Genomic DNA, 26482 nt, shown 5'->3' with positions numbered 1-26482 from the left:
GCTTCATAATACAAGCGCCTTGAGTCGGGGGGAGTGTAAACTAATTTTTATAGAAGTAGCTGTCCTTGGTGATGCTAATCTTGGCATCTTGCTGCGACTCTATCGTAAATTGGATTGGAGTCCGTTTACCTTTTAGCTCATAGCCATCAGCGGTGACCGTTACAGGGATTAATGCCATGTCGCCGCCAGCGATATGCGTTGTGATTGGGGCTGTTAATTTCGCATCTGGTAGTCCCTTTAAGCTCACTGTGTAAGTTAAATCATGCTGTGTTTTGTTTATGACACTTAAGGTATATGGGTTCTCGACTAACCCCTCATAATTAACACGATAAAGCGCATTACGGTCGCGAATGACAGAAGCTTCTATTGGTGTACGATTGAATGCCCAAATCACCATTGTGACTACTATCAATACGGTAATAGCACCATAGCCTACTATTTTTAACCTAAACGGATTGGATTTTTTACCCGCTTGTTGATGCTCACTTTGATACTTAATCAAATCTGGCTGATAGCCGAATTTATTCATCGTTTCGTTACACGCATCGATACATAAGCCACAGTTAATGCATTCGTATTGCAAGCCATTACGAATATCAATACCAGCTGGGCAAACTTCAACACATAAATTACAGTCTACACAGTCGCCGAGCCCCAGCTGTTTTGGGTCTTCTTTGCGTTTACGACGGCCCCTATTTTCACCTCGTTCGCTATCATAGGTGACAACTAACGTATCTTTGTCAAACATCACCGATTGGAAACGAGAATATGGACATGCCACGGTACACATTTTTTCTCGCAGAAAGCCCGCGTTTCCATAGGTACACAGTGCGAACAAAAATACCCAGAAGGAAGTAAGACCAGTCCACTCAAGCGTAAACATGTCCAGATACAGCTCTTTTGCAGGTATAAAATAGGCCATAAATGAAGTGGCAGTAAACACCGAAATTATCAACCAAATAGCGTGTTTGGCCGTTTTCTTAGCGACTTTTTTGCTATCCCAGTTTGATTTGTCCAACTTTATTCTTTGGTTGCGAGTCCCCTCCACTCGGTGCTCAACCCAAGTGAACATCAGCATCCAAATTGTTTGTGGGCAAGTATAACCACACCACACGCGACCCAGCCAAGTCGTGACAAAGAATAAAGCAAAGGCACCCACCATAAAAATCCAGGCTAGAATCATAAAGTCTTGAGGGAGAAAGGTGGCACCAAATATCCTAAATTGCTGCTTACCAAAATCAAGCAAGATGGCCTGCTGCTCGTTGTACGGGATCCAAGGAATGAGAACGAAAGTTAACATTAAAAACCAGCCAAGGTTTCTTCTTATTTTTTGGAAAAAACCTTTTTGCTCTCTGACGTAAATAGGCCCTTCTTGTTTATAGGGCTTAATGATCATGTCTTCTTCTTTGATATCAAACTTCATGTTATTTGCTACATTGGTAATACACGAGTTTGATATTGCAACTTTCAGACCAATCTGAAAGTTTATAACACTTTGATTTTTAGTGTATTTATTTTTATAATATTTTCAATGTCGCGAAATATCACGAATAGGCGCGAAATATCACGAAAGTTTAGCAATTTTTAGTTTTTTCATTTTCGACCTTAGCGTACTTTCGGGTAGTCCTAACTTATCAGCCGCCCCGTTGCTGCCAGCGATCTTCCAATTACTTATTTCTAGCACTCTTAATATGTGCTCAGCTTCCGCTTGCGCTAAAGTCAGTTCACCGTTTTCAGATTTATGCTGCTCAGTAGCGTTAAGTGCTTGAGATAAATCAAGTAAACGACCTTTAGATAATATCGCTTCGCGCTCCAACACGTTTTGAAGTTCTCGAATATTGCCAGGCCAATCATAACGCTGTAACGCATGAATAGCCTTTTTTGAGATCCCGCGTAGTTGCTTACCCAGCTTTTTGTTGAGCTGCACGATGAGGTTGTTGGCCAATACGGGTATATCCTCTATACGCTCTCGTAGTGCAGGCACTCGAATAGGAAAAACGTTTAAACGATAATATAAATCCATTCTAAACCCTCCCTCTTCGACCATTTTCCATAAATCTCTGTTGGTCGCCGCGACTATTCGTATATCTACTTGGATCGACTTACTTCCCCCTACACGCTCAAACTCTCGCTCTTGTAGTACACGTAATAACTTGCTTTGCGCTTCTAGCGGTAACTCACCAATTTCATCTAAAAATATGGTCCCTTTATCCGCCAACTCAAAACGTCCTTTACGTTTTTCATTCGCTCCAGTGAATGCACCTTTTTCATGTCCAAACAATTCAGATTCGATCAAAGTTGGTGAAAAAGCAGCGCAATTTACTTTAACGAAAGGTTGCGATGAACGCTCACTAAGGCGGTGCAGATTTCTGGCAACAAGCTCTTTACCCGTGCCATTTTCCCCTAAAACCAATACCGTACTGTCGGTCTGACTAACCAGCTCTAGCTGCGCCAACATAGCCTGAAATATTGCGCTACTGCCCACCAAACCCGAGTCTTGCCAATTTTCATTTAATGTTTCTAGCAGGTAGGCATTTTCATCTTTAAGTTGCTCAGTAAGTACTTGAACTTTATTCAGCGCCTCTCTTAGGGCATTTTCAGTTTTGTGCTGTTGCGATACATCGCGAAATATCGCGACCGCACCGATAATTTGCTGATCTTTAAAAATTGGCGTAGAGGTGTATTCCACAGGAAAGCAACTTCCATCTTTACGCCAGAACACTTCATTGGTTACCTGTCGTGTTTTACCATCAAACATCGTTTTGTAGATGTTACATTCATCAGCAGGATAATCACTCCCATCTGCATGACTATGATGATGGTACTGATGTATTTTCTTCCCCAAAAGCTCATCACTTTGCCATCCAGTCATACGCTCTGCGGCCGGGTTTACAAAAACAGCGTTACCAGAAAGGTCAAAACCATAGATCCCCTCTCCAACCGCATTCAATAATAATTTAGGGTCCGCCAAAAAGTGTTTGATAATAGACATAGCAATCCTCGCGATATTTCGCGAGCATTATATAACTATAGCCTTTTACTGTCAGCCATGAGTTTTGCTTAATAACCTGAACCCGGGATAAGAAGTGAGTTAATCCACTAAAATATCCAAGTTCAAAAGCGTAATATCACTCTAGCCAGAAGTTATTTCTTAATACAAGGCAAATTTGTGCGTCAATAGCTGGCCTATTGCAAGCAAATTTAACGCAGTAGTAAGGAATAACAACTGCTAGAGAACAAGTTGTTATCCCGAGTTCAGGTTTAATAATCAGCATCGTCACAACAAATATGCATTTTTCACCCATGAAAGTGTAAAATGAGAGAAAGCTTATAACTTGAGTAACTGCGTGGACAAATCAACTTATATTCCCAGCGCGTTTCTAGACGACATAAAAACCTACTTACCAGGCCACCTTAGCATCGAAGACTTTATAGATAAGTGCCAGTCTCCTTTACGCCGAGCAGTCAGAGTCAATACCCTAAAAATGTCCATCACGGAATTCTTAGCCTACTGCGAAAAAAGTGATTGGCAGGCAGAGCCAATCCCTTGGTGTGAGGAAGGGTTCTGGATATCAAGAAGTGAACAAGAGGAAGCTAATCTTGCTATCGGCAACACAGATATCCATTTAAGTGGCTGCATCTATGTCCAAGAAGCAAGTTCTATGTTGCCGCCCACGGCACTGAAATCGACTATCTGCAGTGATGATATTAATTTGGATATGGCGTCAGCACCGGGTTCGAAAACTTCGCAACTCGCAGCTTATATGGATGGACGTGGCGTACTAATCGCTAATGAGCTATCGTCATCTCGACTCAAAGCGCTTGCGGCAAATATGAAACGTATGGGTATACGAAATGTTGCGTTATCTCACTTTGACGGCTGTATCTTTGGCGATTATATGCATGAATGTTTTGATAACATCTTACTTGATGCACCATGCTCTGGAGAAGGCACTGTTAGAAAGGATCCAAATGCCCTTAAAAACTGGTCAATTGAGTCTAATGTTGAAATAGCACAAGTGCAGAAGCAACTGATAGACAGCGCATTTCAAGCCTTAAAGCCAGGTGGCACCTTAGTGTATTCAACTTGCACATTAACACCGTTGGAAAATCAGCAAGTATGCCAACACCTCATTGATAATTATCCTCAAGCAGTAGCAGTCGAAAACCTATCGACTTTATTTGAGGGTGCTGAAAAAGCAACAACGTCCGAAGGATACTTGCATGTGTGGCCTCAGCTATATGATAGCGAGGGGTTTTTCATTGCTCGATTTAAGAAGTTACACTCTGTTGCCGTTAAAAACCCAAAACAGAAAAAAGGCGCTTTCCCTTTTGAAGTACTAGACAAGAAAACCACTCAACTATTGTTATCCGTACTAAAGAAACAGTTTGGTATTGCCCAACTTGACGGTAAGTTGATGCAGCGCGATAAAGAGGTGTGGCTATTTCCTGACAACTTTGAAGCAATCCAAGATAAGATCAAATATTCTCGCATAGGGATTTTAATCGGTACTACCCATAAAAACGGGGTAAGATTAGAGCATGAGTTTGCCACTACTTTCGGTCACTTAGCGTCTAAAAACACTTTAGCACTAACAAAAGAGCAAGCAAAAGATTACTTTAATGGCAAAGATATACGCCTAGATGAAGTTACCAAACTAACGGGAGAAGTGATCCTCACGCTATGTGGCAGTGCCATCGGGTTAGGAAAATGGCAAAAGAATAAAGTTAAAAACAGTTTGCCTCGGGATTTAATTAAAGACGGCCTGTTGATAACTTGGGTATAACCTGAATATACCCTTTTGATATTTTTAAGACCAATTACGAATATAAAGAACAACTCTTTGTTTTATATAAACTTAATAAATCATTCATTTATTTGTAAAAAGAATGAAAGGTTAACTAAACTTAACAGTACTTTCTACTTCTCCCTACAGTCTTAGAAGGTGTTTTTAGTTAGCGCACGGCTCAATCTTGAGCCTTTCCCTAGGCCCAGAACTTAGCAGGTAAGTTTCTGGGCGTTTTTTTATCAGTTAACCAGAGGCTAGTTAGGTCAACATTTCGAGTTCTGTGATGATCTGCATCGCTGCTTCATTACTGTCACCGCACACATCTTCCATGGCCTTAAATTGCAAACACACCTGTGGGCGCTCTGGCTGGTTAAACAGTTTACACAGATTATTTTCATCTAGTTGAATACACCGCTCCCCCGCAGGTTTACCATTTGGCATACCGGGAATGGGTGTTGAAATACTTGGTGCTATACAACAAGCGCCACAACCAAGCCTACAATCCATTCTGTTTCTCGCAATTTTGACAATAAGTGGTGCATTTTATCGAAAAATCGACTACACGTAAAAGCATCAATCGCTTTTAAGAATGTAACGATAAATTTAGGTACGCAAAGCTTTGTTACATATTCAGTCTGGATTTAAACACCTCGACATAACTATTCGCGTATTCTTAAGCTCATCGATGATCTAGAGCCGTTAATCTGGGTCATCAAGAATCATTCAACAGGAAGGATTTTAACGTGGCTAGTAAAAAACAAATAATTCTACCAATTGCCGTTCTTGCGGTGGGAATTGCAGCGGCTGTTGCCATGTCTGCAATGAAACAACCTCCAGAAGAGAAGAAAGAAGAAATAGTACATCCTCTCGTACAGGTTCAGCCTATTCATATCGCTCCAGTGAGGCTCAACGTATCGTCATACGGTATCGTGATGCCAAAATACAGTACTGAGCTTGTTGCTCAGGTCAGCGGTCAAGTCATTTCATTGTCTGACAAGTTTGTCAAAGGTGGCTTTGTCAAAGAAGGTGACGTGCTTGCTCGCATCGACCCGAATGACTATGAAGCGTCGCTGATTGAAGCCGAAGCGGCTTTAGCACAAGCCAGCTCAGCGCTAGAAATAGAACAAGCTCAGGTGCAAGTAGCAAAAGCAGAATGGCAAAGGATTAAAGCAAACGCTAACGAAAAAATACCTTCCGAACTTTATTTAAGAAAACCTCAGCTCGCTGAAAAGTTAGCAAGCTTTAAAGCGGCGCAGGCTGCAGTGAAAAGAGCGAACCGAAATTTAGAGCGTACTTATATCAAAGCGCCTTACGATGCGATTATAGAGTCTCGTACCGTAAGCCTTGGTAGTGTAGTTAATCCCGGTAATGGCTTTGGTAAACTCAATGCGACATCTGTTGCAGAAGTACGCCTCCCTGTTGCCGATAATGAATTGAAATACTTACCGCAACAAGGTGTTGGCACCGATGTCGTGATCACAGCAGAAGTCGCTGGTCAACCGATGAGTTGGAAAGGTGAAATAGTCCGCAGTGAAGGCGTTATCGATAACAAAAGTCGCATGACCTACCTTGTTGCTCAAGTCGAACAGCCTTATCACAACAACGTAAAACCACTACGTTTTGGCGCTTATATCAATGCTGATATTCAAGGTTTGTTAGTGCAAAATGCCACTATGCTTCCTCATCACTTAGTGAAAGAAGGTCGCGTTGCAACATTGGATGACGATAACAAGCTGAGCTACAAAAAGGTCAATATTATTAGAGAGTACAATGGCATGGTCGTCGTTGATAACGGCGTTGAGTCAGGCCAACAGATCATTACTTCAGCACTGGACTACCCTTCAGAAGGGATGCAACTACGTACAGATGATACTCCTTCGCAAAGCGCTAACACCCAATTGGCGCTCAAAGAGGAGTAAGGTTTATGCAGAGTCAAAGCACAGAAAAAGGCTTAATTGCTTGGTTTGCACGTAACCCAGTTGCAGCAAACTTATTGATGATATTTATTATTGTGGGCGGCTTGCTTACCGCGTTTTCGATCCGCAAGCAAATGTTTCCGCAATATATAAGTAACTGGATAAGTGTTCAAGCAGTGTATCCGGGCGCGGCACCTCAAGAAGTCGAGGAAGGGATCACGATTAAGATCGAGGAATCCATGGAAGGTCTAGAAGGGATCAAGCGCTTGATCACCTACTCTAACCGTGGTAATTCGCAAACTTGGATAGAAGTAGACGAGCAGTACAACACTAAAGAAGTACTCGACGAAATAAAAATGCAAGTAGACTCCGTCTCAACTTTCCCATCAGGGATGGAGCGTCCTATTGTACGTCACGAAAAAGAAAACCAAGAAGTAATGTGGTTGTCACTCAATGGCGACTTGAGTCCCCATGATCTTAAAGAGCTTGGTAATCGCATTCATGAAGAAATGCTGTCGTTACCCGGCGTTAACCTTGTGCGTTTTGATGGTGGCCTGGACTACGAAATCTCTATTGAGATAAGCCCGGATAAAATGCGTGAGTACGGCCTAAGTTTTAGAGCAATTTCGGATGCAGTAAAGAGCTTCTCAGCGAACATGTCTGCTGGCCAAATTCGCTCCGAGAATGGCTATATTTCAATGCGAGTTGAAAACCAAGCCTATCGCGGTGACGAGTTTAGAAAACTCCCCTTACTAACTCTACCAGACGGCGCACAGGTTAGCTTAGGCGATGTCGCCACCATTAACGATGGCTTTGAAGAAGGACTGCAATACTCTAAATACAATGGTAAGAACTCACTGGTGTATGAAGTTAGCGCGTCAAAAGACCAAGACATCACCAAAGTTGCAGATATCATTAAGAACTATCTTGAGGCCAAGAAAGGTTCACTGCCACAAGGCGTAGAACTTGAACCTTTTATTGACTTGACCTATTACCTCAATGGCCGCCTTAACATGATGCTGGAAAATATGGCGTTAGGTGGGGTATTAGTTATGCTAATGCTTGCTCTATTTTTACGTGTGCGTTTAGCATTTTGGGTAATGATGGGGTTGCCAGTTAGCTTCTTAGGTGCATTTTTAATGATGCCAATGGGCTATTTAGACGTAACGATTAACTTAGCCTCACTGTTTGCCTTCATTTTGGTGTTGGGGATTGTCGTTGATGACGCGATAGTCGTCGGTGAATCCGCCCATGCTGAAATAGAAAAACATGGTCATAGCCTAGATAATGTCGTTCGTGGCGTAAAACGTGTTGCTATCCCAGCCACTTTTGGTGTGCTTACTACTGTTGCTGCTTTCTTGCCGCAAACATTAGCAACCGGCCCAACGGCAGCATTTTCTAAAGCAATTGGTGGCGTAATAATTCTTTGCTTACTATTCTCTTTGGTTGAATCTAAGCTGGTTTTACCTGCGCATTTAGCAGCGATGAAAGATAAACCAAGCAACCCTAAAAATCCGTTCCACCGCCTCAGGGAAAAAATGGATAGCGGCCTTCAATCTTTCATTGAAAACACGTACCGCCCATTCATTGTACGCTGTATTCACTACCGTTATACCGTTATCGTTGGCTTTTTAACCATTTTAATTGTTAGCGCGGGGATGTTTGCTGGTGGCTTAGTGAAGTTTGTTGCTAACCCAAAAATCCCACATGATTTTCCACGTATCTCGATTGATATGAACTTATCTTCGTCAGAAAACGCGACGCTTGAGTCAATTCAAAAAGTTGAGCAAATGGTACTGAATGTCGACAAAGAAATTGAGGCTGAGTATGGCAAGAAAATGATCCGTGATTACATGGTGAATATGAATGGCCGCACAAGCGCAAATATTATGGTGATCTTGGTTGAACCAGATGCACGTCCAATCGATACCTTTGCACTCAGCGCCCGCTGGCGTGATGCAATGCCTGCACTGCCAGGTGTTAAATCGCTAAACATTCAAGATAGCATCATGAATGGTGGTCGTGATGACGGAGATATTAGCTTTAGATTAGAAGGTAAACACAAAGAAGAGCTCCGCGAAGTCGCACAGAAACTAAAAGACAAGCTAGCAACTATTGAAGGTGTTGGTGATATCAATGACTCTATGCAATCAGCAACCGATGAAGTGCAGCTTGAGCTTAAACCATTAGCGTATAGCCTTGGACTGACGTTGGCGGATGTTGCATCCCAAGTAAACTTCAGTTATTACGGCCTTGAAGCACAGCGTATTTTACGTGATGGTGAGGAGATCAAAGTAATGATCCGATACCCTAAAGAACACCGTGATGCCATTAGTGATATTCAGGATGTGCGTATTTTAACGCCTCAAGGTGCAGAAGTGCCGTTGGTAGAAGTGGCTGATGTAAAATTGGTTGATGGTGTGAACCGAATTCGCCGCGAAAACGCCAAACGCACGATTAATGTTTGGGCATCAGTTGATACAGAAATCGCACAACCATTTGAGATAGCAAAACAGGTTCGTGACGAATATCTTCCGAGTCTATTAAAGAACTACCCTAGCGTTCAAAGTGCAGTGGCGGGTCGCGTACAAGAAGAAATGGACAGTGTTGCTGAGCAAATTCGTGACTTTGCCCTGTCATTAATGATTATCTTCGCACTACTGGCAATTCCACTACGCTCTTATTCTCAGCCTGTCATCATTATGTCTGTGATCCCATTTGGTGTGGTCGGCGCGGTATTCGGTCATATGATATTGGGAATGACAATGAGTAGTTTGTCGTTCTTTGGTATTATTGCCGTGGCAGGGGTTGTAGTGAACGACTCTTTGGTTATGGTTGATTTTGTCAATAAAGCACGCGAAGAAGGTATCGATTTAAAAGCCGCGGCCGTCGAGGCCGGATGTAAACGCTTTAGAGCAATCTTGCTCACTTCGTTGACCACCTTTATCGGACTTGTACCAATCATTATGGAAACCAGCCTGCAAGCTAAAATTGTCATTCCAATGGCGGTATCGCTTGCGTTTGGTGTGTTGTTTGCCACGGTGATCACCCTCGTACTTATCCCTTGTCAATATGTGGCACTTGAAGATCTTAAACGCGTTGGCCGCAAATGGTTTAAAGGTAAAGGCTCGGCTGATAGCCAACAAACGACACCAGAGCTAAATTCTAATACTCACTAAGTAACACATTACTAGCCCACAAAAAAGCTCGGAAATTTCCGAGCTTTTTTATTTTTTAATACAGATGTTACTGACTGTAATGCGCAAAAAAGCGCTTTACTCTATCCATTGCAGGCTGTAAATCATCTTTATGTGGTAAAAACACTAATCTAAAATGATCCGCACTAGGCCAATTAAAAGCACGTCCGTGGACAAGTAGAATTTTTTCTTCTTTGAGCAAATCCAGCACCATGCGCTCATCATTCTTAATATTAAACCGCTTTACGTCGACTTTTGGAAACGCATAAAGCGCACCCTTTGGCTTTACACAGCTTATCCCTTCGATATCGTTTAAACCTTTAAACGCAATATCACGCTGCTCATACAAACGCCCACCCGGTTCAATGAGTTGGTCGATGGATTGTATGCCTCCAAGCGCTTGTTGAATGGCAAACTGTGCAGGAACATTGGCGCATAATCGCATAGACGCAAGCATTTCTAAGCCTGTGATCAAATCCCGCATCACTGAATGCTTACCACTGATCACCATCCAGCCCATGCGGATCCCGGCCGCACGATAGGTTTTCGCTAAACCATTAAAAGTAATAACCGGGATATCATCGCAAAGACTCGCAATTGAAAAATGCTCCGCATCGTCATATAAAATCTTTTCGTAGATCTCATCACTCAGTATTAATAGCTTGTGTTCTCTGGCAACGTTAATTAACGCTTCGAGCAATGCTTTGTCATATACAGCACCGGTCGGATTATTTGGGTTGATCAGCACCAATGCCTTTGTGCGACTCGTGATTTTACGCTTGATATCTTCGATATCTGGAAACCAGTCTTGCTCTTCATCACAAAGGTAATGCACTGGATTACCGCCTGATAATTTAACAGCGGCAGTCCATAGCGGATAATCCGGTGCGGGGATCAACACTTCGTCACCATCATTGAGTAAGGCTTGTGCGGTCATTTGGATCAATTCACTGACGCCATTGCCAATGAAGATGTTATCGACACTAATATTAGGAAAACTTTTTTGCTGATAATATTGATACACGGCAACTCGGGCAGAATACAATCCTTTTGAGTCGCAATAGCCCTGTGCAGAATATAAGTTTTTTATGATGTCTCGATGCATATCTTCTGGCATATCAAAGCCAAATGCCGCCGGATTGCCAATATTTAATTTGAGGACTTTCATGCCCTCGTCTTCCATTTTTCTTGCTTGATCCAATACTGGACCACGAATATCGTAACTCACACCATTGAGCTTATTACTTTTTGTTATTTGTAGCATCTACAACCCCCTCATTTTGCTCAAGCATATATCACAATGCCGTCTAAATTCTATGCTTGTGATAACTTTTTATGCTTCAAAAAAGCAACTTACAAAGTGAAGTGGTTGGAGTGGGATGAATAAGAGCAATATCAATAAAAAAGGCCGTATAAACGACCTAATTTCCGCTCTTTGGCTGATGCTGGATTTAAGATTGAGCACTCACCCACTGCTGCAATTTCGCTTTTGAACCTGCAACTTGTGCTGCCAGCTTCTCAATAGAGTCATCAACAATATCCTGCTCCCCTTGCATTAGGGCATGCTCAATCGTCTTTGCCAAATCGCTCAAACTAGCAGCCCCAAACTGGGCAGCATTAGATTTTAAACTGTGAGCATGACGAATGGCAGCTTCTTGATCCTGATTCAAATTCAGCATCAACTCCGATTCTAACCGCTCGAATTCAGAACAACAAAAATGAACCGTATCTTCGAATTGCTCGCCCAGTAACATTTGCATGTTCTCTAGGGCACCTTCATCTATTACGATGCTCATAATTTTCCTTAAATTTAATATTCTATTACTTATGCTAGCCAAATCTGGTTTCTTGTGCAAAGTAAATGCGGGCAAGATATGATAAAATATGACTTATATTAAGAAACACCTCGTTAAACATGAAACGTAATACCTGTCCAGTCTGCCAGTTTCCCACAAAAACTTGCGTATGCTCCTATATTGGTAACGTAATACCAAATGCGACTCAAGTTATTATCATGCAGCATCCGAGCGAAGTAAAAGTCGCCAAGAATACCGCAAAGCTCCTCGCCTTGCAGTTAGGCAGTTTTGCGCTGTATGTTGGAGAAAATACCACTGACTTTGAAGAGTTGATTAACTTCTGCAACGAAAACCATGTTGCACTGCTCTACCCAAACAGCCACGCTAAGACCTTAACTACAGAGTATAATCACGCTCAAAAGCTTGATGCCATCATCTTATTGGACGGTACTTGGAAGAAAGCCACTAAGCTTTATAACCTCAATCCGTGGCTAAGCCAGTTGCCCAGTTTCCAGTTCGATTCGGTCAATGCAAGTGAATATACTATTCGTAAATCTAAACATGAATACAGTTTATCAACACTTGAAGCGGCAGCTCAATTTCTCGAGATTGTAGATCAATGCGAAACTTCGGTTCTCTACAAGCTTCAAGCTGGTATGGTGAAAGAGCAGATGAAGCGAATGCCTGATGATGTTAAGGCTCGGTATTAAAGGAAGAAAATGCCAAGGTCGAGACTACAGCGCGGATACACTCGCCGAGGACCCGATTATCGATTCGGCGATCAAGTTGATTTCAGTGAAATCAAACAGACCTTTGGCTTTAAAACCATGACCATTGGTCATTGGGTTACGCCCGAAGAAACCCGTTTATCCGCCAATTTAATTTATGATGCCCTCGCAGATCTAGCCCAAATACTACAAGTACCGCCACAGGTCATTAGCCTTCGGGGAACACTTAATTTTGCTTTTGGCACAGGCGGTCAACAAGGTGTTCAAGCGCATTACGCAGCAAATACTAGAACACTCGCCTTGGCAAAAAATGCCGGTGGTGGCGCACTTGCCCACGAGTGGTGGCATGCATTTGATCACTATATTTGCCAGCATTTAATAACACAGCCAAAAAAGCCTTTTACATCATCAGCTTGGTTACTTTCTACCGAAACCGTATTACACCCTCTGAACAATGCTTTAGCAACGTTTTTTGCGCATACCTTTCTAGATGAAGAACATCAACAACCAAATCGGTATTTTCATACCGCCAAGATTGCTGATAGCGCAAACAAACAGGTTTATTACGCACTGCCCGAGGAGCTAACAGCTCGGATGTTCGAGGCCATTATTGCCTACCACAGCGATATATCAAATTCATTTTTGGCCGCGGGAATTAAAGGTTCAGAGCAAGAAAAACTGGGAATTTACCCAAAGCGCAAACATAGAGAACGATGCGCTGAGCCCATTTTTCACTACTTCAGCGAACTAGGAAAGATTTTATATCGCCGGCATAGGTGACTTTACCTAGCCAACTCTTAAATTCCGTGAACGGCAACGGACGTGAAATAAAATAGCCCTGTGCAAAGTCGCAGCCATAGGCCTGCAAACGAATGTAGCTATTGATATCCTCAACCCCTTCAGCCACCACCCTTGAGCCTAAACTGTGCGCCATATCACACGTCGCTTTACATATTGTTTGGTTGCTCTTAGATGTCTCGATATCCATCACAAAACTTTTATCAATTTTAAGTTCATCAAATCCAAGTTTACTCAAATATGCAAGTGACGAATATCCAGTACCAAAATCATCAATCGCCACTTTTACGCCGATTGAACGATAATCATCTAACACCCCTTTAAGTTCTGCTTCTTTTCCTATCGTTACAGATTCCGTGATCTCTATCATTATTTGAGAAGGTGCGAGTGATAATTCATTGATAAGCGTAATGAGCTGTACCGACAACTCTCTTCTACTCAAGTCACGACCAGATACGTTGATTGAAATAACGTGCTCAGGCAATAACTTAGTTATCTCGGCTTGATAATGAAGCGCATGTTCAATCACCCATTCGGTGATCTCGTAAATTTGCCCTGAAGACTCCGCAATCGGAATAAATTCATCAGGTGGTATGTAACCTAGTTCAGGGTGAAGCCAGCGCAGTAGCACTTCCGAGCCAAATACCCTGCCAGTCCTGAGATCTACCTGCGGCTGAAAGAATAAACTGAACTGTTCATGTTCTATCGCACTTTTAAGAAACGAGGTGAGCTTTAATTGTCGCTCAGTCGAAATAGAGCTTTCAACATCAAATAGATGCCAACGTTGACCATTGTGTGACTTAGTATTAAGAGCCTGCAGCGCACGCTGGATAAGCTTCTCTGTGGATTTTGCATGCATTGGATAATTCGCAACCCCAACCTCTAGACTATCGACAATCTGCGTGTCTTTATACCCAACCCCTTCTTCGAATACAGCTGATAAAATACATACATATTGCTCAACTTGACTGACCTCTATTTTACCATCAAGCACGATGGCAAACACTTGGTCTTCTAGGCGGTAAATAGGTGTGTTTCCTTTATTTGCAACGGCAGCGCTACCATAAGTATTGATTTGCTCAGAGACCTCTTTGAATAACTTATTGATGTGCTGATTTGCAAAGGTTAAGCCAAAACTCAGTCTTATTGATGGCAGGATCAGTGGTTTAAAAAGCAACAATGTATGTGCTTTATTTTGCTCCTCAAGCTTAGCGAGCGAACCAAACAGGGCGAATTTATTGGGCAGTGCAGTCTCTTTATCAAACTCAGCGTAATGAATATACATACGCCGCTTTTCCGCATCATGCCAAACCACAAACAGTAGTAAGAGCATTAAATGTAGGCTGATCAACACATGGTTTACGATTGATATTTGCTCACTTGGTTGTATTAATTGACTCCCAGCAAAACCAATTAGTACCGCCACCATAGGAGACCAAATTGCGCAGCAAAAATAGACTTCTTTACGACTGTCTTTATCTTGATTTACCAAAATCATCGTGCTTAATACAATTGCACCAATAACCATTATGGACTGAAGTGCAAACGGTAAATCCACTTTCGCAAACGCCACAACGACACCGCTTAGTAAGTAGATATATGCGGTCGTCTTGATGGTTAGCTTTATCTTTCTATCAAGCCTATTTTTAGTAAGGAAATGATGAAAAAACAAAAGGCTGAAGCCGAGTGCAAAACACACAAAGCTGCCACTGTAATGTAAAAAATGAATGCTATTTTGGTAGCTGAAAAAAATATCAGCGAGTCCTTTATGGGTGACGTAAAGGCAGGCTAATGACAGCAAATAACCACCAACCGAAAGCAGGCTTGCGCGTTTCGAAATAATACCGGTACTGAGCATGAAAATACTTAATAAAAACATTACCCCCAGAAACAACCCAGTTAAAAATAGATGAGCATTGGTATCTTCTATATAAACTTCATAAGGATCAATACTCACTCTGGACAAGGAAACATAGGGTGATTGAACTTTAACAATGATCGGCTCAATATGGCTATTTGCATCAATCACCAGATGGGGTGAAAAATGAGATAACGATGTATGATTGTTACTTGCGGGGATTTGAGTTAATTTTCCAATAGGGTCTGTGGTAAAAAACTCCACACTACCCATGGATGGACGTGCGACTGTTAGCACTTGGTCTGACAGATCATCGCGAACGAGGCTTGTGATTCGAAGCCAAACCGCAACGCCCTTTGGAATAATTACCGTATCTTGCGATACACTAAACTGGGCCTCGGAAAAGTCACCATAGCCTACTGAAATTAAAGGTCTTGCTTCTACAGTTTCTGCGGCCAGCTGCGTTTCAGCAGTAGCCCACATCGCAAAGATGCAACACACAATTATCGTAAACACCAGCGTGGCATACCTAGCAGCGCTAAGCCACATACCCGTTCTCCTTGAGTCACTTTGACGGTGATTTATCAGCCTATTCGTTATGCAAAGAACCAAGCGTTAACGTTCAAGAAAAACACCAACTCGAAAATACTGGCCTTAAGCTTCTCTTTGCAAATCAGGAAGCAACGTCATTCGCGCACTAATACCAGTTGTATTAAGTAAATTATCTATTTTGAAGCAAGGAAATAGCTTTAGTAGCAAGGCAAAAAGAGAATTAATTCAATTGGTATAATACCTATTTCACTTTGTCTACTGCTGTCATTCGCATGACGCTTTCGCCGACAACATAAAAAACGCATTACAATAAGTATGGTTTGGATCAAAGCAAATGCAAAAATATTATTGAATTTAAATCGTTATGGCTATTTGATGGGGAATCAAAAATGTAAAGATGGCATGCCGTTAAGGTCAGTTGAGGGACTAGTCTAAACTCGGAATAACAACTGGTACTCTAGCCGCTGTTATTCCCAAGCTAAGCGTCAGATTTGCTTGTAATAGGCCAACCATTTACACACAAATCCTCTCGCCTACCTATTCAATTAACTGTCGTCACTAATACGCGAAGCAACCGCACTATTTTGATCCTTATATTTGGCGTCTTTACGCTCGTTATAAGGGAATTGCGCAGCACTTGTCATCGTTTCAAAGCTCATCGCACCTATTTTCATATTTGGCCTAAGTGCCAAAGGCAACTTACCTGAGTTATAGAACTCTAATACGATGTTTCCAGACCAACCGGGATCAATACGATGCGCAGTAACATGAACCATTAAACCTAGCCTTGCCAGCGACGAGCGGCCATCTAACCAACCAACAAGGTCGGCAGGTAGCGTTACCTTTTCATACGTCATTGCCAGCGCCAGCTCTCCGGGGTGCAAGAAAAACGCTTGGCCATCTTCTAACACAATTTCGTCACTCATGATGGATTCCATCGCGGCATTGATCTGATCTTTAGGACCACTGAGATCAACGTAAGGCGCGGCATGGTCCTGAAACACTCTAAACTTGTTACCCAGTCTTAAATCCACGGTAACGCCTGAAATCATATCTGGCTTAGGTGTAGGTTCGATGATTATGCGTTGTTGTTCAATCGCTTCTCGAATATGGGTATCCGATAATCTCATTCTTAGTCTTCCGTCATCACAATCTCAACACCCGATGTTGAGTCTGATTGGTAATATAACATACTGGCAACCAGTTGGGCACAATCAACATAGTGATCTGCTATACCATGATTGTCAGTCTTACTTTCTGAATTAGGCTCACGGTCTGTGGCAATGATATCTTCGCCCTGCTCCGTTGCTGCTCTGATCTGTTCGTTAAGCGGTACTTCCGCGAGCAGAGGCACACCATAGCGACTCGCCAACGTGGTGCCACCAGAGTGACCAAAAATATGGTTGCGGCTACCACATTGCTCACAATTGAAGTAACTCATGTTTTCGACCAAACCTAAAATGGGGAGCTGCACTTTTTCAAACATCGCGATGCCCTTCTGTGCATCTGCTAGCGCCAAGGTCTGCGGTGTAGTGACAATCACCGCACCACTGGCTGGCACTTTTTGCGTCATGGTCAGTTGGATATCTCCTGTGCCTGGTGGCATATCAACAATCAGATAATCCAGCTCACCCCAGTCCGTTTCATTTAACAATTGAGTAAGCGCTTGAGAAGCCATTGGTCCTCGCCAAACAGTGGCGTCCTCTGCTGGGACCAAAAAGCCGATAGACATGGCTTTAATGCCCGACTTTTCAATTGGTAGTAGGGTTTTATCATCTTTCGCCTGAGGTTTTTCATCCTCAAGAGCCAATAAGCTAGGTAGTGAAGGGCCATAAATATCAGCGTCTAGCATACCGACTTTCGCACCTTGAGCACGTAGCGCATACGCCAGATTAATCGCAGTGGTAGACTTACCCACCCCGCCCTTACCTGAGGCAACAAGAATAATATGTTTAATGGCTTTAAATTTTGGTCTGCCGACAACGACGACTTTCGATGTCACCTCAACAGGCTTGCCTAAGTGTTGCTGTAGATAATTAGCAACATCTCGGTCGCATTGGATGGCAAATGGAAAATTAATTTGTACTTGAATTTGCGCCTTTGACTCTTGTGTTTTGATCACCCAATTTGCATCAATGCCCACTGGTAATGCGGCACTACGATAGCCATTTAAAAGCTCAATGATTGCCTGTTTGGTGTTTTTTCCCTTGGCAAACCATTTTTCCAGTCCAAACATACAAATTAAACTCCTCTGGGTGATGAAAATAGCCACGGAATTATGTAACATTCAACTCATTAAAACCAGTCAATTCGCGGTTCATGGTCTGAACTAAGGTGAGTCACTAAGCACACTTGTCCATTCAAGTGTTAACTCGGTGAATAATCAACCAATTCAACACCATCAATTAGAAAGATCGCGCTAAATTCATGGAATCGTTATGACGAAGAGAAAAATTCTCATTACCAGTGCATTACCATACGCAAATGGCCCCACACACTTAGGCCACTTGCTGGAATATATTCAAACCGATATTTGGGCTCGCTTCCAAAAGCTACAAGGCCATGAAGCCTATTATGTATGTGCGGACGATGCGCACGGCACGCCAATCATGCTAAATGCACAGAAGCAAGGTATCACGCCTGAAGAAATGGTTAAGCAGGTGAGTATTGAGCGTCAGCGTGACTTTGCAGACTTCAATATCGAGTTTGATAACTATCACAGCACACACAGTGACGAAAACCGTGAACTAAGCGAGCTAATCTACACTCGTTTAGACGAAAAAGGCTATATCAAAAAGCGCACAATTTCACAGTTATTTGATCCAGAGAAAGGTATTTTCCTACCAGATCGTTTTGTTACTGGTACTTGCCCGACTTGTAAGTCTGAAGATCAAAATGGCGATAGCTGTGATGCCTGCGGTGCAACCTACAGCCCAACAGAGTTGATTGAGCCAAAATCGGTGATGTCTGGTGCGACACCCATCTTGAAAGATTCAGAGCATTACTTCTTTGACTTACCTGCATTCGAAGACATGCTAAAAACTTGGCTACGCTCAGGTAGTCTGCAATCTGAAATGGCGAACAAGCTAGACGAATGGTTTGCAGACGGCTTGCAGCAGTGGGATATCAGCCGTGACGCTCCCTATTTTGGTTTTGAAATCCCGGGCGCGCCTGGCAAATATTTCTATGTTTGGTTGGATGCACCAATCGGTTACATGGCAAGCTTCAAAAATCTTTGCGAAAAACAAGGCCTAAACTTTGACGAGTTTTGGGGCGAAGGCTCTGACGCCGAGCTTTATCACTTTATCGGTAAAGACATCATCTACTTCCACAGCCTATTTTGGCCTGCAATGCTTGATGGCGCTAATTTCCGTAAACCAAATAACGTATTCGCTCACGGTTTTGTCACCGTGAATGGCGCTAAGATGTCTAAGTCAAAAGGCACTTTTGTAAAGGCTCGTACCTACCTTGAACACTTAGACCCTGAATATTTACGTTATTACTACGCAGCTAAACTAAACAGCGGCGTTACGGATTTAGACCTCAACCTAGAAGATTTTGCGGCACGCGTAAACTCAGACTTAGTGGGCAAAGTGGTAAACATCGCGAGTCGCTGCGCGGGCTTTATTACTAAGAAATTTGACGGCAAGCTAAGCGGCTCTGTTATGGACGAAGCGCTACTAACTAGCTTTGTTGCTGCAAAGGATTCAATCGCGACACATTTTGAAAACCGCGAATACAGCCGCGCAGTACGTGAGATCATGACCCTTGCTGACAAAGCAAACCAGTTTATTGATGCCGAAGCGCCTTGGGTGCTTGCAAAGAATGAAGAGACACTTGAGCGTGCACATCAAGTGTGCTCTATGGGTCTTAACCTATTCCGCGTACTACTGACTTATTTAAAGCCTATCCTTCCAGGTATGGCGAAAAATGTAGAAGCTTTCTTAAACACTGAGCTAAGTTGGGAAAGCGTTGACAACGCCCTTGTTGATCATGAAATCAATAAGTTTAAGGCACTTATGCAGCGTGTTGAACTTGATAAAGTGAATGCGATGATCGAGTCGTCTAAAGAAAGCCTTGAAAAGAAAGTAGGTGGTCAATCTGTAGCAGCAGATCCGAATAGCCCGCTTGCCAAGGAACCAATCGCTGCGGAAATCGAATTCGATGATTTTGCCAAAGTTGATCTGCGTGTCGCAAAAATTGCCAACGCAGAGCATGTTGAAGGTGCAGATAAACTGCTTAAACTTACGCTTGATTTAGGTGGTGAAACGCGCCAGGTGTTTGCTGGCATTAAGTCGGCTTATTCACCTGAAGATCTTATCGGCAAGTTAACAGTAATGGTTGCAAATCTAAAACCTCGCAAGATGCGTTTTGGTATGTCAGAAGGCATGGTGTTGGCCGCAGGCCCTGGTGGTAAAGAAATTTACATCTTAAATCCAGACGAAGGTTCACAGCCTGGCATGCGAGTGATGTAATCACCCTATTACTTGTATACAAATAAAGGCTTCTAATTAGAAGCCTTTATTTTTGCTCAGATCAAACCTTCGCGCCAAATTTCATTATCGAAAATTAACCAAACCGCGACCAGATACAAACAGCCGCCGTAAAACCGATTCAACCATTTATTATAATTTGGGTTATTCGACACTCGTGCCAACAAGTCGCCAGCTTTAATCCACACCAAATGCACCGAAATATTGAGTATCGCAAGCCATAACACCAGAATTAAATTGCCCAATGCGCCGAAGGTATCATTTGCTTGCTCACTAAAAAGCGTAAACATAATAAAGACTAATACCCATCCTTTGCTATTCAATATTTGCAGCAACGCCCCATCGATAAAACCTAGTTTTTTGTTATCATTTGCTGAAATGTTCTTGGTCGCGGCAAAAAACTTCGTTGCCAGATAAATAAGGTATATTGCACCTATCAATTGCGTAATATTCAAAGCCATGGGGTGAGACTCAACGACTTTGCCAAGACCATACCCCACCAGCAGCGACTTTAGAATATACACAATGTCAACTCCGGCCAAGAGTCCTAGTGATCGCCTCACTCCGACATTGGCACCTGATGCGGCAAATACGATATTTGCAGGTCCTGGACTAAAAACTAACGGGAACATGGCGCTAAACCAAATGATAAACAAACTCATGGTTGAAACTTCTCCTTTGTGAAAGCACACAAAGTACAGAAATCGCAAAGCATGTTCTTGTACAAAATTGAAATAAGCCAAAGGCCTAGATATCAGCACCTATAATTAGACGGTGATACCCCATATGCCCGCTTAAAGTTTCGACTAAAATGGCTTTGATCATAAAAGCCACAGGTTAGCGCCGTGTCTACACACGTCATGCCCTTAGCAAGCAGCTGCTTGGCTTTTTGGATTTTAATTTGCAGGAGGAATTGGTGTGGAGTCAGGCCAAATGCAGAATTAAAGCCTTTAATTAATTGAAACCGGGTGCTGTCCGTTAAACACTCTAACTCATCGAGTGAAATATTTTCTTGCCAGTTATCAAAAAGGTAATCTCTTGCACGAAACACGCTGTGAGTATCAATAAAAGCAGTGTTTTCAGGGTTTGTCACTGAGCCATACTGAGTAAACACCTTTTCTAAAGTCATCAGCAACAATGACTCTTTTGTCAGTGTGAAACTGGCTTGCTCCATGGCTTGATGAAGCTGCAATAAACCTAAAAATAGACGATTATCATCAATGATGGTGCGATTAACAACGGGCGCTAAGTGCACACTCATATTATCAAAAAGTCGCTGTAGAAATGCGAGATCAAAATAAAACATTCGATAGCGCCACCCACTTGGCACACCCGGGAATCCGGTGTGCACTTCAGAAGGGTTGATAGCAACAACATGATGTTTAGGCACAATCAACTTTTGCCCGCCATAGAGAATACCTTCCGCACCTTCTTCTATCACGCCAATGGCCAATTCATCATGCCAATGTTTGGCAAACTCAAACTTAGTATATTGCGCTGATAAAAGCTCGACACCCTCAACAGACTTGTCTTTCCAGATTTTAGACTTTTCCACGTATAACTCTACTACATTGGTTTACCTTGTTTGGTCACCCTTGACTACTCTACTTCTCGCTCTCGATAACTTTTCCAGCCAATCCCAGCAGCAATACGCCCGAGATACCTTCAAGTGCACGAGAGTACCGCTTAGCATTAGGACGATTGAATAGCCAGCTTCCGGCTACCGCGTAGATCAAGTTACAAAGTGTCGCCAAGGCACTAAACAACATGCCGAGCATTAAAATTTGCAGCGAGGTGGACTGTGCTGAAAGGTCAACAAATTGTGGTAAAAAAGATAGGAAAAACAGCGCCACTTTAGGGTTTAAAACACTTACTAATACCCCCTGCATAAAGACGTTGCCTGCTGCAACCTCGGTTTGCTTTACCTGCAGTTGGCTATCGCCACGCCACATTGATAATAACGACTGAACCCCCAAATAAACTAGGTAAACAGCGCCGAGCCATTTCACCACACTAAACGCGAAAGCTGAGCTCAAAATAATCGCTGATAATCCTAAACAAGCGGCAATAGTATGAACAAAATAACCGGTGCCTAAACCCAGCGCAGCCTTTAGCCCTGCTGACATTTTGCCTTTCATTGTGTTGGACACAATATAGATCACATCGGGACCTGGGATGAGGTTAATCGCGAGACACGCCACCGCAAACACGGCGAGAGATTGCAAGTCCATCAAAATTTTCCTTTTAAAACAACACTTCACTGTAAGCTATCAGTACCTACATATTTACACAACTAATCTAATCGCTTTTTAAAGCGCATCGTTGCAATCATAAAGCCAATCACACTAAAGGCGACCAAACAGAGTAAATCAAAATACAAATCGCTAAAGTGCGCGCCTCGAAGAACTACAGCTCGGATCGACCTTACATAATGTGTGGCAGGTAAGATCTCTGCAAGGTATTGCGCCGCTCTTGGCATCGCGGCAAATGGGAACATAAACCCTGATAGCAATATTGCAGGCAGTAACACAAAGACCGTCATTTGCATTGCTTGCAATTGGTTTTTGGCTTTAGTGGAGATCAGCAGTCCCAAGGTAAGGCTCGCGGTGATAAACAACAACGTCACGATAAGTAGACTTGCCATATCAAAATTGAGCGGTACATCAAATAGCCAATGTCCTAAAAATAGTATTATCGCCATTTGAGTAAAGCCAACAAGAATGTAAGGTAGAATTTTACCTAACATTAGTTCGGTTGGCCGAACCGGTGTGGTGATAAGAAATTCCATATTACCCTGCTCACGCTCTCTAACCAGCGCTGATGAGGTAAATAGGATCATCGTCATCGTTAATATAATAGCAATCAAACCGGGAATAATATTAACCGACGAGCGTTTCTCTGGGTTAAAGTAATTTTGCAGCGCAAAAGCTGGGTCTGGCAGTGCAGGCATAGGTAACCTTTTGATGCTAATAGGCAACTTGCTGAGCCCTGCCACGGCACCACTCAATAACGGATCGGAACCATCAATCAACCACTGTGCAACGCTATGTTGCGCTGTACTATTACCCACTTTATAGCCACTTAGTTGATAATCACGATTGAGCTGCCTACGCACAAAATCAGCAGGAATAACCAACACCGTATTCACCTTTCCTCTGGTAATGGCCTGCTCAGCCGCCGCAATTGAATCATAATAGCCGATAAAGTCAACAACTTGAGTGTTGGCTGCGGTTTGGATCAACTGTCTGGATTGATAAGTCTGACTAAAATCAACAATACCTGCGGAAACATGTCTGACATCAGTATTAATTGCATAACCAAATAGCAACAGCTGCGCCAATGGCAACATCACAATCATCGCAAAGGTAATACGGTCGCGTGCCAGCTGCATAAACTCTTTACTGACGATGGCATTTAACCTACGCAAGCTCAGCATAGCCCCTCCCTGTGCTCGTTACAAACACATCCTCGAGGTTAGCGCGAGTGAAATCCACTTCGTAACCACCTCCAGATTCAGCTCGCAATAATGCCAGAGGTTGTGATTCTTTTTTGTTTATCAACACCCTTAGGCGAGCACCTATTTGGGAGACGGAAATCACACTCGGTAATGAAGCTAAACGTGTTTTTAATGCCGCAACGTCGTCACCCACAACTTCGCACACCGAAACCTTTAACTGTTCCATCAGCGCAATGGGACTATCATCCGCACGCTTTACACCTTGCTCTAAGATAGCAAGCCGGTGACAACGCTCTGCCTCGTCCATATAATGGGTAGACACTAAAATGGTCGTGCCCTGCGCACTTAAACTAAATAACTGCTCCCAAAATGCACGACGATTTTCCGGGTCAACCGCTGACGTCGGCTCATCTAAAAAGAGCAACTCTGGTTTATGAATAACAGCGGCGGCAAGCGCGAGGCGTTGTTTTTGTCCACCACTCAATGCACCGGACTGCACCGATTTTTTATCTTCTAATTGGTATTCCTGTAGCAGCTCAGCCACTCTACGCTTAACATCATTGCGTGATAAACCATAAATTTTCGCCACAAACTCGAGATTCTCCAGCACGCTTAGCGACTCGTATAGGGAGAATTTTTGCGTCATGTAGCCTAATCGATTACGTAAGCTTTCACCATGTGCCTGCACATCCTTTCCCATAATACTGACATGACCTGTGGTTGGCGTTAACAGTCCAGTCAACATCCGGATTGTGGTTGATTTTCCGCAGCCATTTGGCCCCAGAAAACCGTAAATTTCGCCTTGCTTTACGGTAAGGTCTAAGTCTGAAACCGCCCAATAGTCGTTAAACTGCTTACCCAACCCTTCACTTTGGATCACGATTTCCTTGGTCATTCTTGCAGCTCCACCCATACCGGCGTGCCTGACGGGACAGTCACTTTATCAGTGAGCACCACTTCCACCACATACATTAAACGTGCTCTTTCCTCTTGTGAAAGTGCAAAATAAGGTGTGAAGCTCGCGCTTTGGCTAATGTAGTTGACGGTGCCTTGTAGACTTGTATCACTGCCATCGAAATGCACATTTAGCACACTTCCCAAAGAGACTTTAGCAAGCTGGGTTTGCGGCAGATAAAGCCGTGCGAATGTTTTGTCGTCAGCAGCCAGCAAAATAATCGGTGCGCCTTTAATGGGACGCTCACCAACAAGCCAAGGTAAATCTTCGACAATGCCGGAAGTCGGTGCTTTAAGGGTAAGATCAGCGAGCTGTTTGTTGGCGATAATTAACTGTGTTTGTGCTTCTGTAATTGCGATTTTTGCTTGTTCGATTGTCTCCTCTCTCGTGCCATTTTCAAGCTCTTTCAAACGCGCTTGGGCCTCTTGCAAAATACCAAGTGTCGACTCGACATTGGCTGAGGCGGCATCGACCCTATCTTGAGAGGTCAACTTGTCTTTGATTAACTGCCTCTGCCGAACAAGTTGCCGCTGAGCTTCTTCCCAAGCGGCCTGTGCTGCATGCACCCTTGCTTTGGCTTGTTTAACTTGCTCAACTCGGGTGCCTGAGAGTAACAATCTATATTGCGCTTGCAAGCGCGCGATTTGTTGTTCAATAGCATTAACCTGTTGTTGCTGCACCACGTCATCGATCTTCGCCAGTGGCTGTCCTTTTACTACTTTATCGCCGCGCTCGACCAGCAACTCAACTAATAACTCTCCGGTTGGGCTGCTGATCTGCACCTGCGGTCGTTCGATAATGCCGAAGATTTTACGCTCGGGTTTAGAGCAACCAACCAAAAGCGTCAATAACACAAAACTAATGATGTAAAACGGTGTTTTCATAATGTTTTCCGTTCAATATGCTGGGATAGAAACACGTTAAAAATAGCTTGCTGATGTTTGCCAAGGGAGCGCCACTGCTCAGTATCCGAGTTTTCGATACCAAGTAGCGGCTGCATCACAGGTGGCACCAAAAAAGGAAATGCCGACAAGCCAAGACAGGTTAAAAGTAACCATTCAGCTCGAATGGGCTCTGCAGGCGAAAGCGTTTGAAAGGTCGAATTTAAAGTACTGACACCGTTCTCTACATGCTCAAAGAAAATCTTTTTTATGATTTCATGCTCTTTAGAGTGCGTATCATGTAGTGCCATAAAAATGATCTTAGGTAGCGTTGGGTATTGGCTCATCACCTGAAAGTAGCGCTCTATAAACTGAGTTAAAATGAGCGGTGAGAGTTCGCGTAACTGTGATTTTTTAATCCCTTCAAGCAAGCTCAGTAGAGGTGCTGCAACTTCGCGAAATACCGCTTCAAACAGCCCCGCTTTATCGCCGAAGTAGTACTTAATCAAAGCAATGTTTACCTCTGCAAGATCCGCAATTGCTCTAGTCGTGACTCGATTATATCCGCGGTTAATAAACAAACATTTACCAGCGGTGATGAGCTTTTCTCTCGGGGTAACAGCGGCTTCCGTTAGCTTATTTGTCATGTTTCAACTCCATTAATCACTTGATTAATATACTAGGATAAATGTGCAAGCTTCACGACAGCTTTCGTTAATCAAAAAAGAGGAAATGATTAATCACTAATCTACATCAAGCTTTCATTGGTTATCTGACCTTTTCGTGGACAGGCACACAAATTGAGTAAGTTATGACGTGATTACATGGCTGTTATCGTGGACAGTCACTTAATAGTTGATATTCAAACAGCAAAGCCAACAAAGCAAAAGGCCGAATTTCATCGGCTTTTGAAATGCTAAAAATTGCTTCACTTAGCCAGAGAGTTTTGGGGATAACTCTGCTCTCGCGCCCTGTTATCACGCTGGTACCTACATCCTGTAGGCAAAGCGTATTTACGCACCAATAGCTGGTTATTGGACGTGTATTCAACGCAGCTAGCG

Annotated in this window: 21 protein-coding genes; 6 read left to right on the top strand and 15 right to left on the bottom strand. The window is 43.1% G+C overall.

Features of this window, described 5'->3' with window-relative positions; translation table 11 throughout:
• Positions 1-40 precede the first annotated feature (40 nt).
• Together ccoG and BB427_RS04240 are read right to left on the bottom strand one after the other, a co-directional pair.
• Positions 41-1423, bottom strand: a complete 1383-nt coding sequence (ccoG, locus tag BB427_RS04245) for a cytochrome c oxidase accessory protein CcoG (RefSeq protein WP_069019052.1) — start codon at positions 1421-1423, stop codon at positions 41-43.
• A gap of 141 nt (positions 1424-1564) precedes the next feature.
• Positions 1565-2992 carry a sigma-54 interaction domain-containing protein gene (locus BB427_RS04240; protein ID WP_069019051.1) on the bottom strand — a complete coding sequence of 476 codons (1428 nt, stop codon included), beginning with the start codon at positions 2990-2992 and terminating at the stop codon, positions 1565-1567.
• A gap of 355 nt (positions 2993-3347) precedes the next feature.
• On the opposite strand from BB427_RS04240, the gene rsmF reads away from it, so the two are divergent.
• Positions 3348-4787 carry a 16S rRNA (cytosine(1407)-C(5))-methyltransferase RsmF gene (rsmF, locus tag BB427_RS04235; RefSeq protein WP_069019050.1) on the top strand — a complete coding sequence of 480 codons (1440 nt, stop codon included), beginning with the start codon at positions 3348-3350 and terminating at the stop codon, positions 4785-4787.
• A gap of 261 nt (positions 4788-5048) precedes the next feature.
• Here rsmF and BB427_RS04230 read toward each other — a convergent pair whose 3' ends face one another.
• Complete coding sequence (locus BB427_RS04230) at positions 5049-5297, bottom strand: YkgJ family cysteine cluster protein (protein ID WP_010371625.1); 249 nt, start codon at positions 5295-5297, stop codon at positions 5049-5051.
• A gap of 236 nt (positions 5298-5533) precedes the next feature.
• On the opposite strand from BB427_RS04230, the gene BB427_RS04225 reads away from it, so the two are divergent.
• Positions 5534-6709, top strand: a complete 1176-nt coding sequence (locus tag BB427_RS04225; RefSeq protein ID WP_069019049.1) for an efflux RND transporter periplasmic adaptor subunit — start codon at positions 5534-5536, stop codon at positions 6707-6709.
• Positions 6710-6714: 5 nt separating this feature from the next.
• On the top strand, positions 6715-9885 hold the full coding sequence (locus BB427_RS04220) for an efflux RND transporter permease subunit (protein ID WP_069019048.1): 3171 nt from the start codon (positions 6715-6717) through the stop codon (positions 9883-9885).
• A gap of 67 nt (positions 9886-9952) precedes the next feature.
• Here BB427_RS04220 and BB427_RS04215 read toward each other — a convergent pair whose 3' ends face one another.
• The gene (locus tag BB427_RS04215; protein WP_069019047.1) at positions 9953-11167 is read right to left on the bottom strand and encodes a pyridoxal phosphate-dependent aminotransferase; all 1215 of its coding nucleotides are present in this window, start codon (positions 11165-11167) and stop codon (positions 9953-9955) included.
• A gap of 187 nt (positions 11168-11354) precedes the next feature.
• Positions 11355-11699 (bottom strand): Hpt domain-containing protein, encoded by a 345-nt coding sequence (locus tag BB427_RS04210; RefSeq protein ID WP_039495682.1) that lies wholly within the window; start codon positions 11697-11699, stop codon positions 11355-11357.
• Positions 11700-11818: 119 nt separating this feature from the next.
• Between BB427_RS04210 and BB427_RS04205 the strand changes: the two genes are divergently transcribed.
• Both BB427_RS04205 and BB427_RS04200 read left to right on the top strand, forming a co-directional pair.
• Complete coding sequence (locus BB427_RS04205; RefSeq protein ID WP_039495681.1) at positions 11819-12409, top strand: tRNA-uridine aminocarboxypropyltransferase; 591 nt, start codon at positions 11819-11821, stop codon at positions 12407-12409.
• Positions 12410-12418: 9 nt separating this feature from the next.
• The gene (locus BB427_RS04200; protein ID WP_069019046.1) at positions 12419-13207 is read left to right on the top strand and encodes a CLCA_X family protein; all 789 of its coding nucleotides are present in this window, start codon (positions 12419-12421) and stop codon (positions 13205-13207) included.
• On the opposite strand, the gene BB427_RS04195 is transcribed toward BB427_RS04200, so the two are convergent.
• The 3 genes from BB427_RS04195 to apbC all read right to left on the bottom strand — a co-directional run bounded on the left by BB427_RS04195 (position 13167) and on the right by apbC (position 17871).
• On the bottom strand, positions 13167-15632 hold the full coding sequence (locus BB427_RS04195; protein WP_069019045.1) for a bifunctional diguanylate cyclase/phosphodiesterase: 2466 nt from the start codon (positions 15630-15632) through the stop codon (positions 13167-13169). The genes BB427_RS04200 and BB427_RS04195 overlap by 41 nt on opposite strands.
• A 548-nt stretch (positions 15633-16180) precedes the next feature.
• Positions 16181-16765: a dCTP deaminase gene (gene dcd, locus BB427_RS04190; protein WP_010371648.1), complete on the bottom strand. Its 585-nt coding sequence runs from the start codon at positions 16763-16765 to the stop codon at positions 16181-16183.
• A gap of 2 nt (positions 16766-16767) precedes the next feature.
• The gene (gene apbC, locus BB427_RS04185) at positions 16768-17871 is read right to left on the bottom strand and encodes an iron-sulfur cluster carrier protein ApbC (protein ID WP_069019044.1); all 1104 of its coding nucleotides are present in this window, start codon (positions 17869-17871) and stop codon (positions 16768-16770) included.
• Between the two features lie 202 nt (positions 17872-18073).
• Here apbC and metG point away from each other — a divergent pair, with 202 nt between their 5' ends.
• Positions 18074-20110 carry a methionine--tRNA ligase gene (gene metG / locus BB427_RS04180; RefSeq protein WP_045988215.1) on the top strand — a complete coding sequence of 679 codons (2037 nt, stop codon included), beginning with the start codon at positions 18074-18076 and terminating at the stop codon, positions 20108-20110.
• 56 nt (positions 20111-20166) lie between these two features.
• On the opposite strand, the gene BB427_RS04175 is transcribed toward metG, so the two are convergent.
• The 7 genes from BB427_RS04175 to BB427_RS04145 all read right to left on the bottom strand — a co-directional run bounded on the left by BB427_RS04175 (position 20167) and on the right by BB427_RS04145 (position 26068).
• A complete protein-coding gene (locus BB427_RS04175; RefSeq protein ID WP_069019043.1) occupies positions 20167-20790 on the bottom strand; it encodes a LysE family translocator in 624 nt (207 codons plus the stop codon).
• Positions 20791-20882: 92 nt separating this feature from the next.
• Entirely contained in the window at positions 20883-21683 is an 801-nt protein-coding gene (locus BB427_RS04170; RefSeq protein WP_069019042.1) for an AraC family transcriptional regulator, read from the bottom strand.
• A 49-nt stretch (positions 21684-21732) separates the two neighbouring features.
• Positions 21733-22359 (bottom strand): LysE family translocator, encoded by a 627-nt coding sequence (locus tag BB427_RS04165; RefSeq protein ID WP_069019041.1) that lies wholly within the window; start codon positions 22357-22359, stop codon positions 21733-21735.
• Positions 22360-22421: 62 nt separating this feature from the next.
• Entirely contained in the window at positions 22422-23564 is a 1143-nt protein-coding gene (locus BB427_RS04160) for an ABC transporter permease (protein ID WP_069019040.1), read from the bottom strand.
• Positions 23548-24480: an ABC transporter ATP-binding protein gene (locus BB427_RS04155; RefSeq protein WP_039495669.1), complete on the bottom strand. Its 933-nt coding sequence runs from the start codon at positions 24478-24480 to the stop codon at positions 23548-23550. The genes BB427_RS04160 and BB427_RS04155 overlap by 17 nt, the downstream gene beginning before the upstream one ends.
• Positions 24477-25424 (bottom strand): HlyD family secretion protein, encoded by a 948-nt coding sequence (locus BB427_RS04150; protein WP_069019039.1) that lies wholly within the window; start codon positions 25422-25424, stop codon positions 24477-24479. The genes BB427_RS04155 and BB427_RS04150 overlap by 4 nt, the downstream gene beginning before the upstream one ends.
• Positions 25421-26068, bottom strand: a complete 648-nt coding sequence (locus BB427_RS04145) for a TetR/AcrR family transcriptional regulator (protein ID WP_039495667.1) — start codon at positions 26066-26068, stop codon at positions 25421-25423. Before BB427_RS04145 ends, BB427_RS04150 begins: the two co-directional genes overlap by 4 nt.
• Positions 26069-26482 lie beyond the last annotated feature (414 nt).

This window comes from Pseudoalteromonas sp. BMB, assembly GCF_001709235.1.
In the GTDB taxonomy this organism is placed as follows: domain Bacteria; phylum Pseudomonadota; class Gammaproteobacteria; order Enterobacterales; family Alteromonadaceae; genus Pseudoalteromonas; species Pseudoalteromonas maricaloris.
Note: the sequence above shows the minus strand (reverse complement) of the source record. Positions and strands in the feature narration are given on the sequence as shown.

What these genes read in the sequence shown, in the direction of transcription:
- BB427_RS04155 (WP_039495669.1), bottom strand. Translation starts at nt 24,480, where the DNA reads ATGACCAAGGAAATCGTGATCCAAAGTGAAGGGTTGGGTAAGCAGTTT.
- BB427_RS04205 (WP_039495681.1), top strand. Translation starts at nt 11,819, where the DNA reads ATGAAACGTAATACCTGTCCAGTCTGCCAGTTTCCCACAAAAACTTGC.
- BB427_RS04165 (WP_069019041.1), bottom strand. Translation starts at nt 22,359, where the DNA reads ATGGACTTGCAATCTCTCGCCGTGTTTGCGGTGGCGTGTCTCGCGATT.
- BB427_RS04215 (WP_069019047.1), bottom strand. Translation starts at nt 11,167, where the DNA reads ATGCTACAAATAACAAAAAGTAATAAGCTCAATGGTGTGAGTTACGAT.
- ccoG (WP_069019052.1), bottom strand. Translation starts at nt 1,423, where the DNA reads ATGAAGTTTGATATCAAAGAAGAAGACATGATCATTAAGCCCTATAAA.
- BB427_RS04195 (WP_069019045.1), bottom strand. Translation starts at nt 15,632, where the DNA reads ATGTGGCTTAGCGCTGCTAGGTATGCCACGCTGGTGTTTACGATAATT.
- BB427_RS04150 (WP_069019039.1), bottom strand. Translation starts at nt 25,424, where the DNA reads ATGAAAACACCGTTTTACATCATTAGTTTTGTGTTATTGACGCTTTTG.
- apbC (WP_069019044.1), bottom strand. Translation starts at nt 17,871, where the DNA reads ATGTTTGGACTGGAAAAATGGTTTGCCAAGGGAAAAAACACCAAACAG.
- BB427_RS04145 (WP_039495667.1), bottom strand. Translation starts at nt 26,068, where the DNA reads ATGACAAATAAGCTAACGGAAGCCGCTGTTACCCCGAGAGAAAAGCTC.
- metG (WP_045988215.1), top strand. Translation starts at nt 18,074, where the DNA reads ATGACGAAGAGAAAAATTCTCATTACCAGTGCATTACCATACGCAAAT.
- BB427_RS04220 (WP_069019048.1), top strand. Translation starts at nt 6,715, where the DNA reads ATGCAGAGTCAAAGCACAGAAAAAGGCTTAATTGCTTGGTTTGCACGT.
- BB427_RS04175 (WP_069019043.1), bottom strand. Translation starts at nt 20,790, where the DNA reads ATGAGTTTGTTTATCATTTGGTTTAGCGCCATGTTCCCGTTAGTTTTT.
- BB427_RS04210 (WP_039495682.1), bottom strand. Translation starts at nt 11,699, where the DNA reads ATGAGCATCGTAATAGATGAAGGTGCCCTAGAGAACATGCAAATGTTA.
- BB427_RS04200 (WP_069019046.1), top strand. Translation starts at nt 12,419, where the DNA reads ATGCCAAGGTCGAGACTACAGCGCGGATACACTCGCCGAGGACCCGAT.
- dcd (WP_010371648.1), bottom strand. Translation starts at nt 16,765, where the DNA reads ATGAGATTATCGGATACCCATATTCGAGAAGCGATTGAACAACAACGC.
- BB427_RS04160 (WP_069019040.1), bottom strand. Translation starts at nt 23,564, where the DNA reads ATGCTGAGCTTGCGTAGGTTAAATGCCATCGTCAGTAAAGAGTTTATG.
- BB427_RS04230 (WP_010371625.1), bottom strand. Translation starts at nt 5,297, where the DNA reads ATGGATTGTAGGCTTGGTTGTGGCGCTTGTTGTATAGCACCAAGTATT.
- BB427_RS04240 (WP_069019051.1), bottom strand. Translation starts at nt 2,992, where the DNA reads ATGTCTATTATCAAACACTTTTTGGCGGACCCTAAATTATTATTGAAT.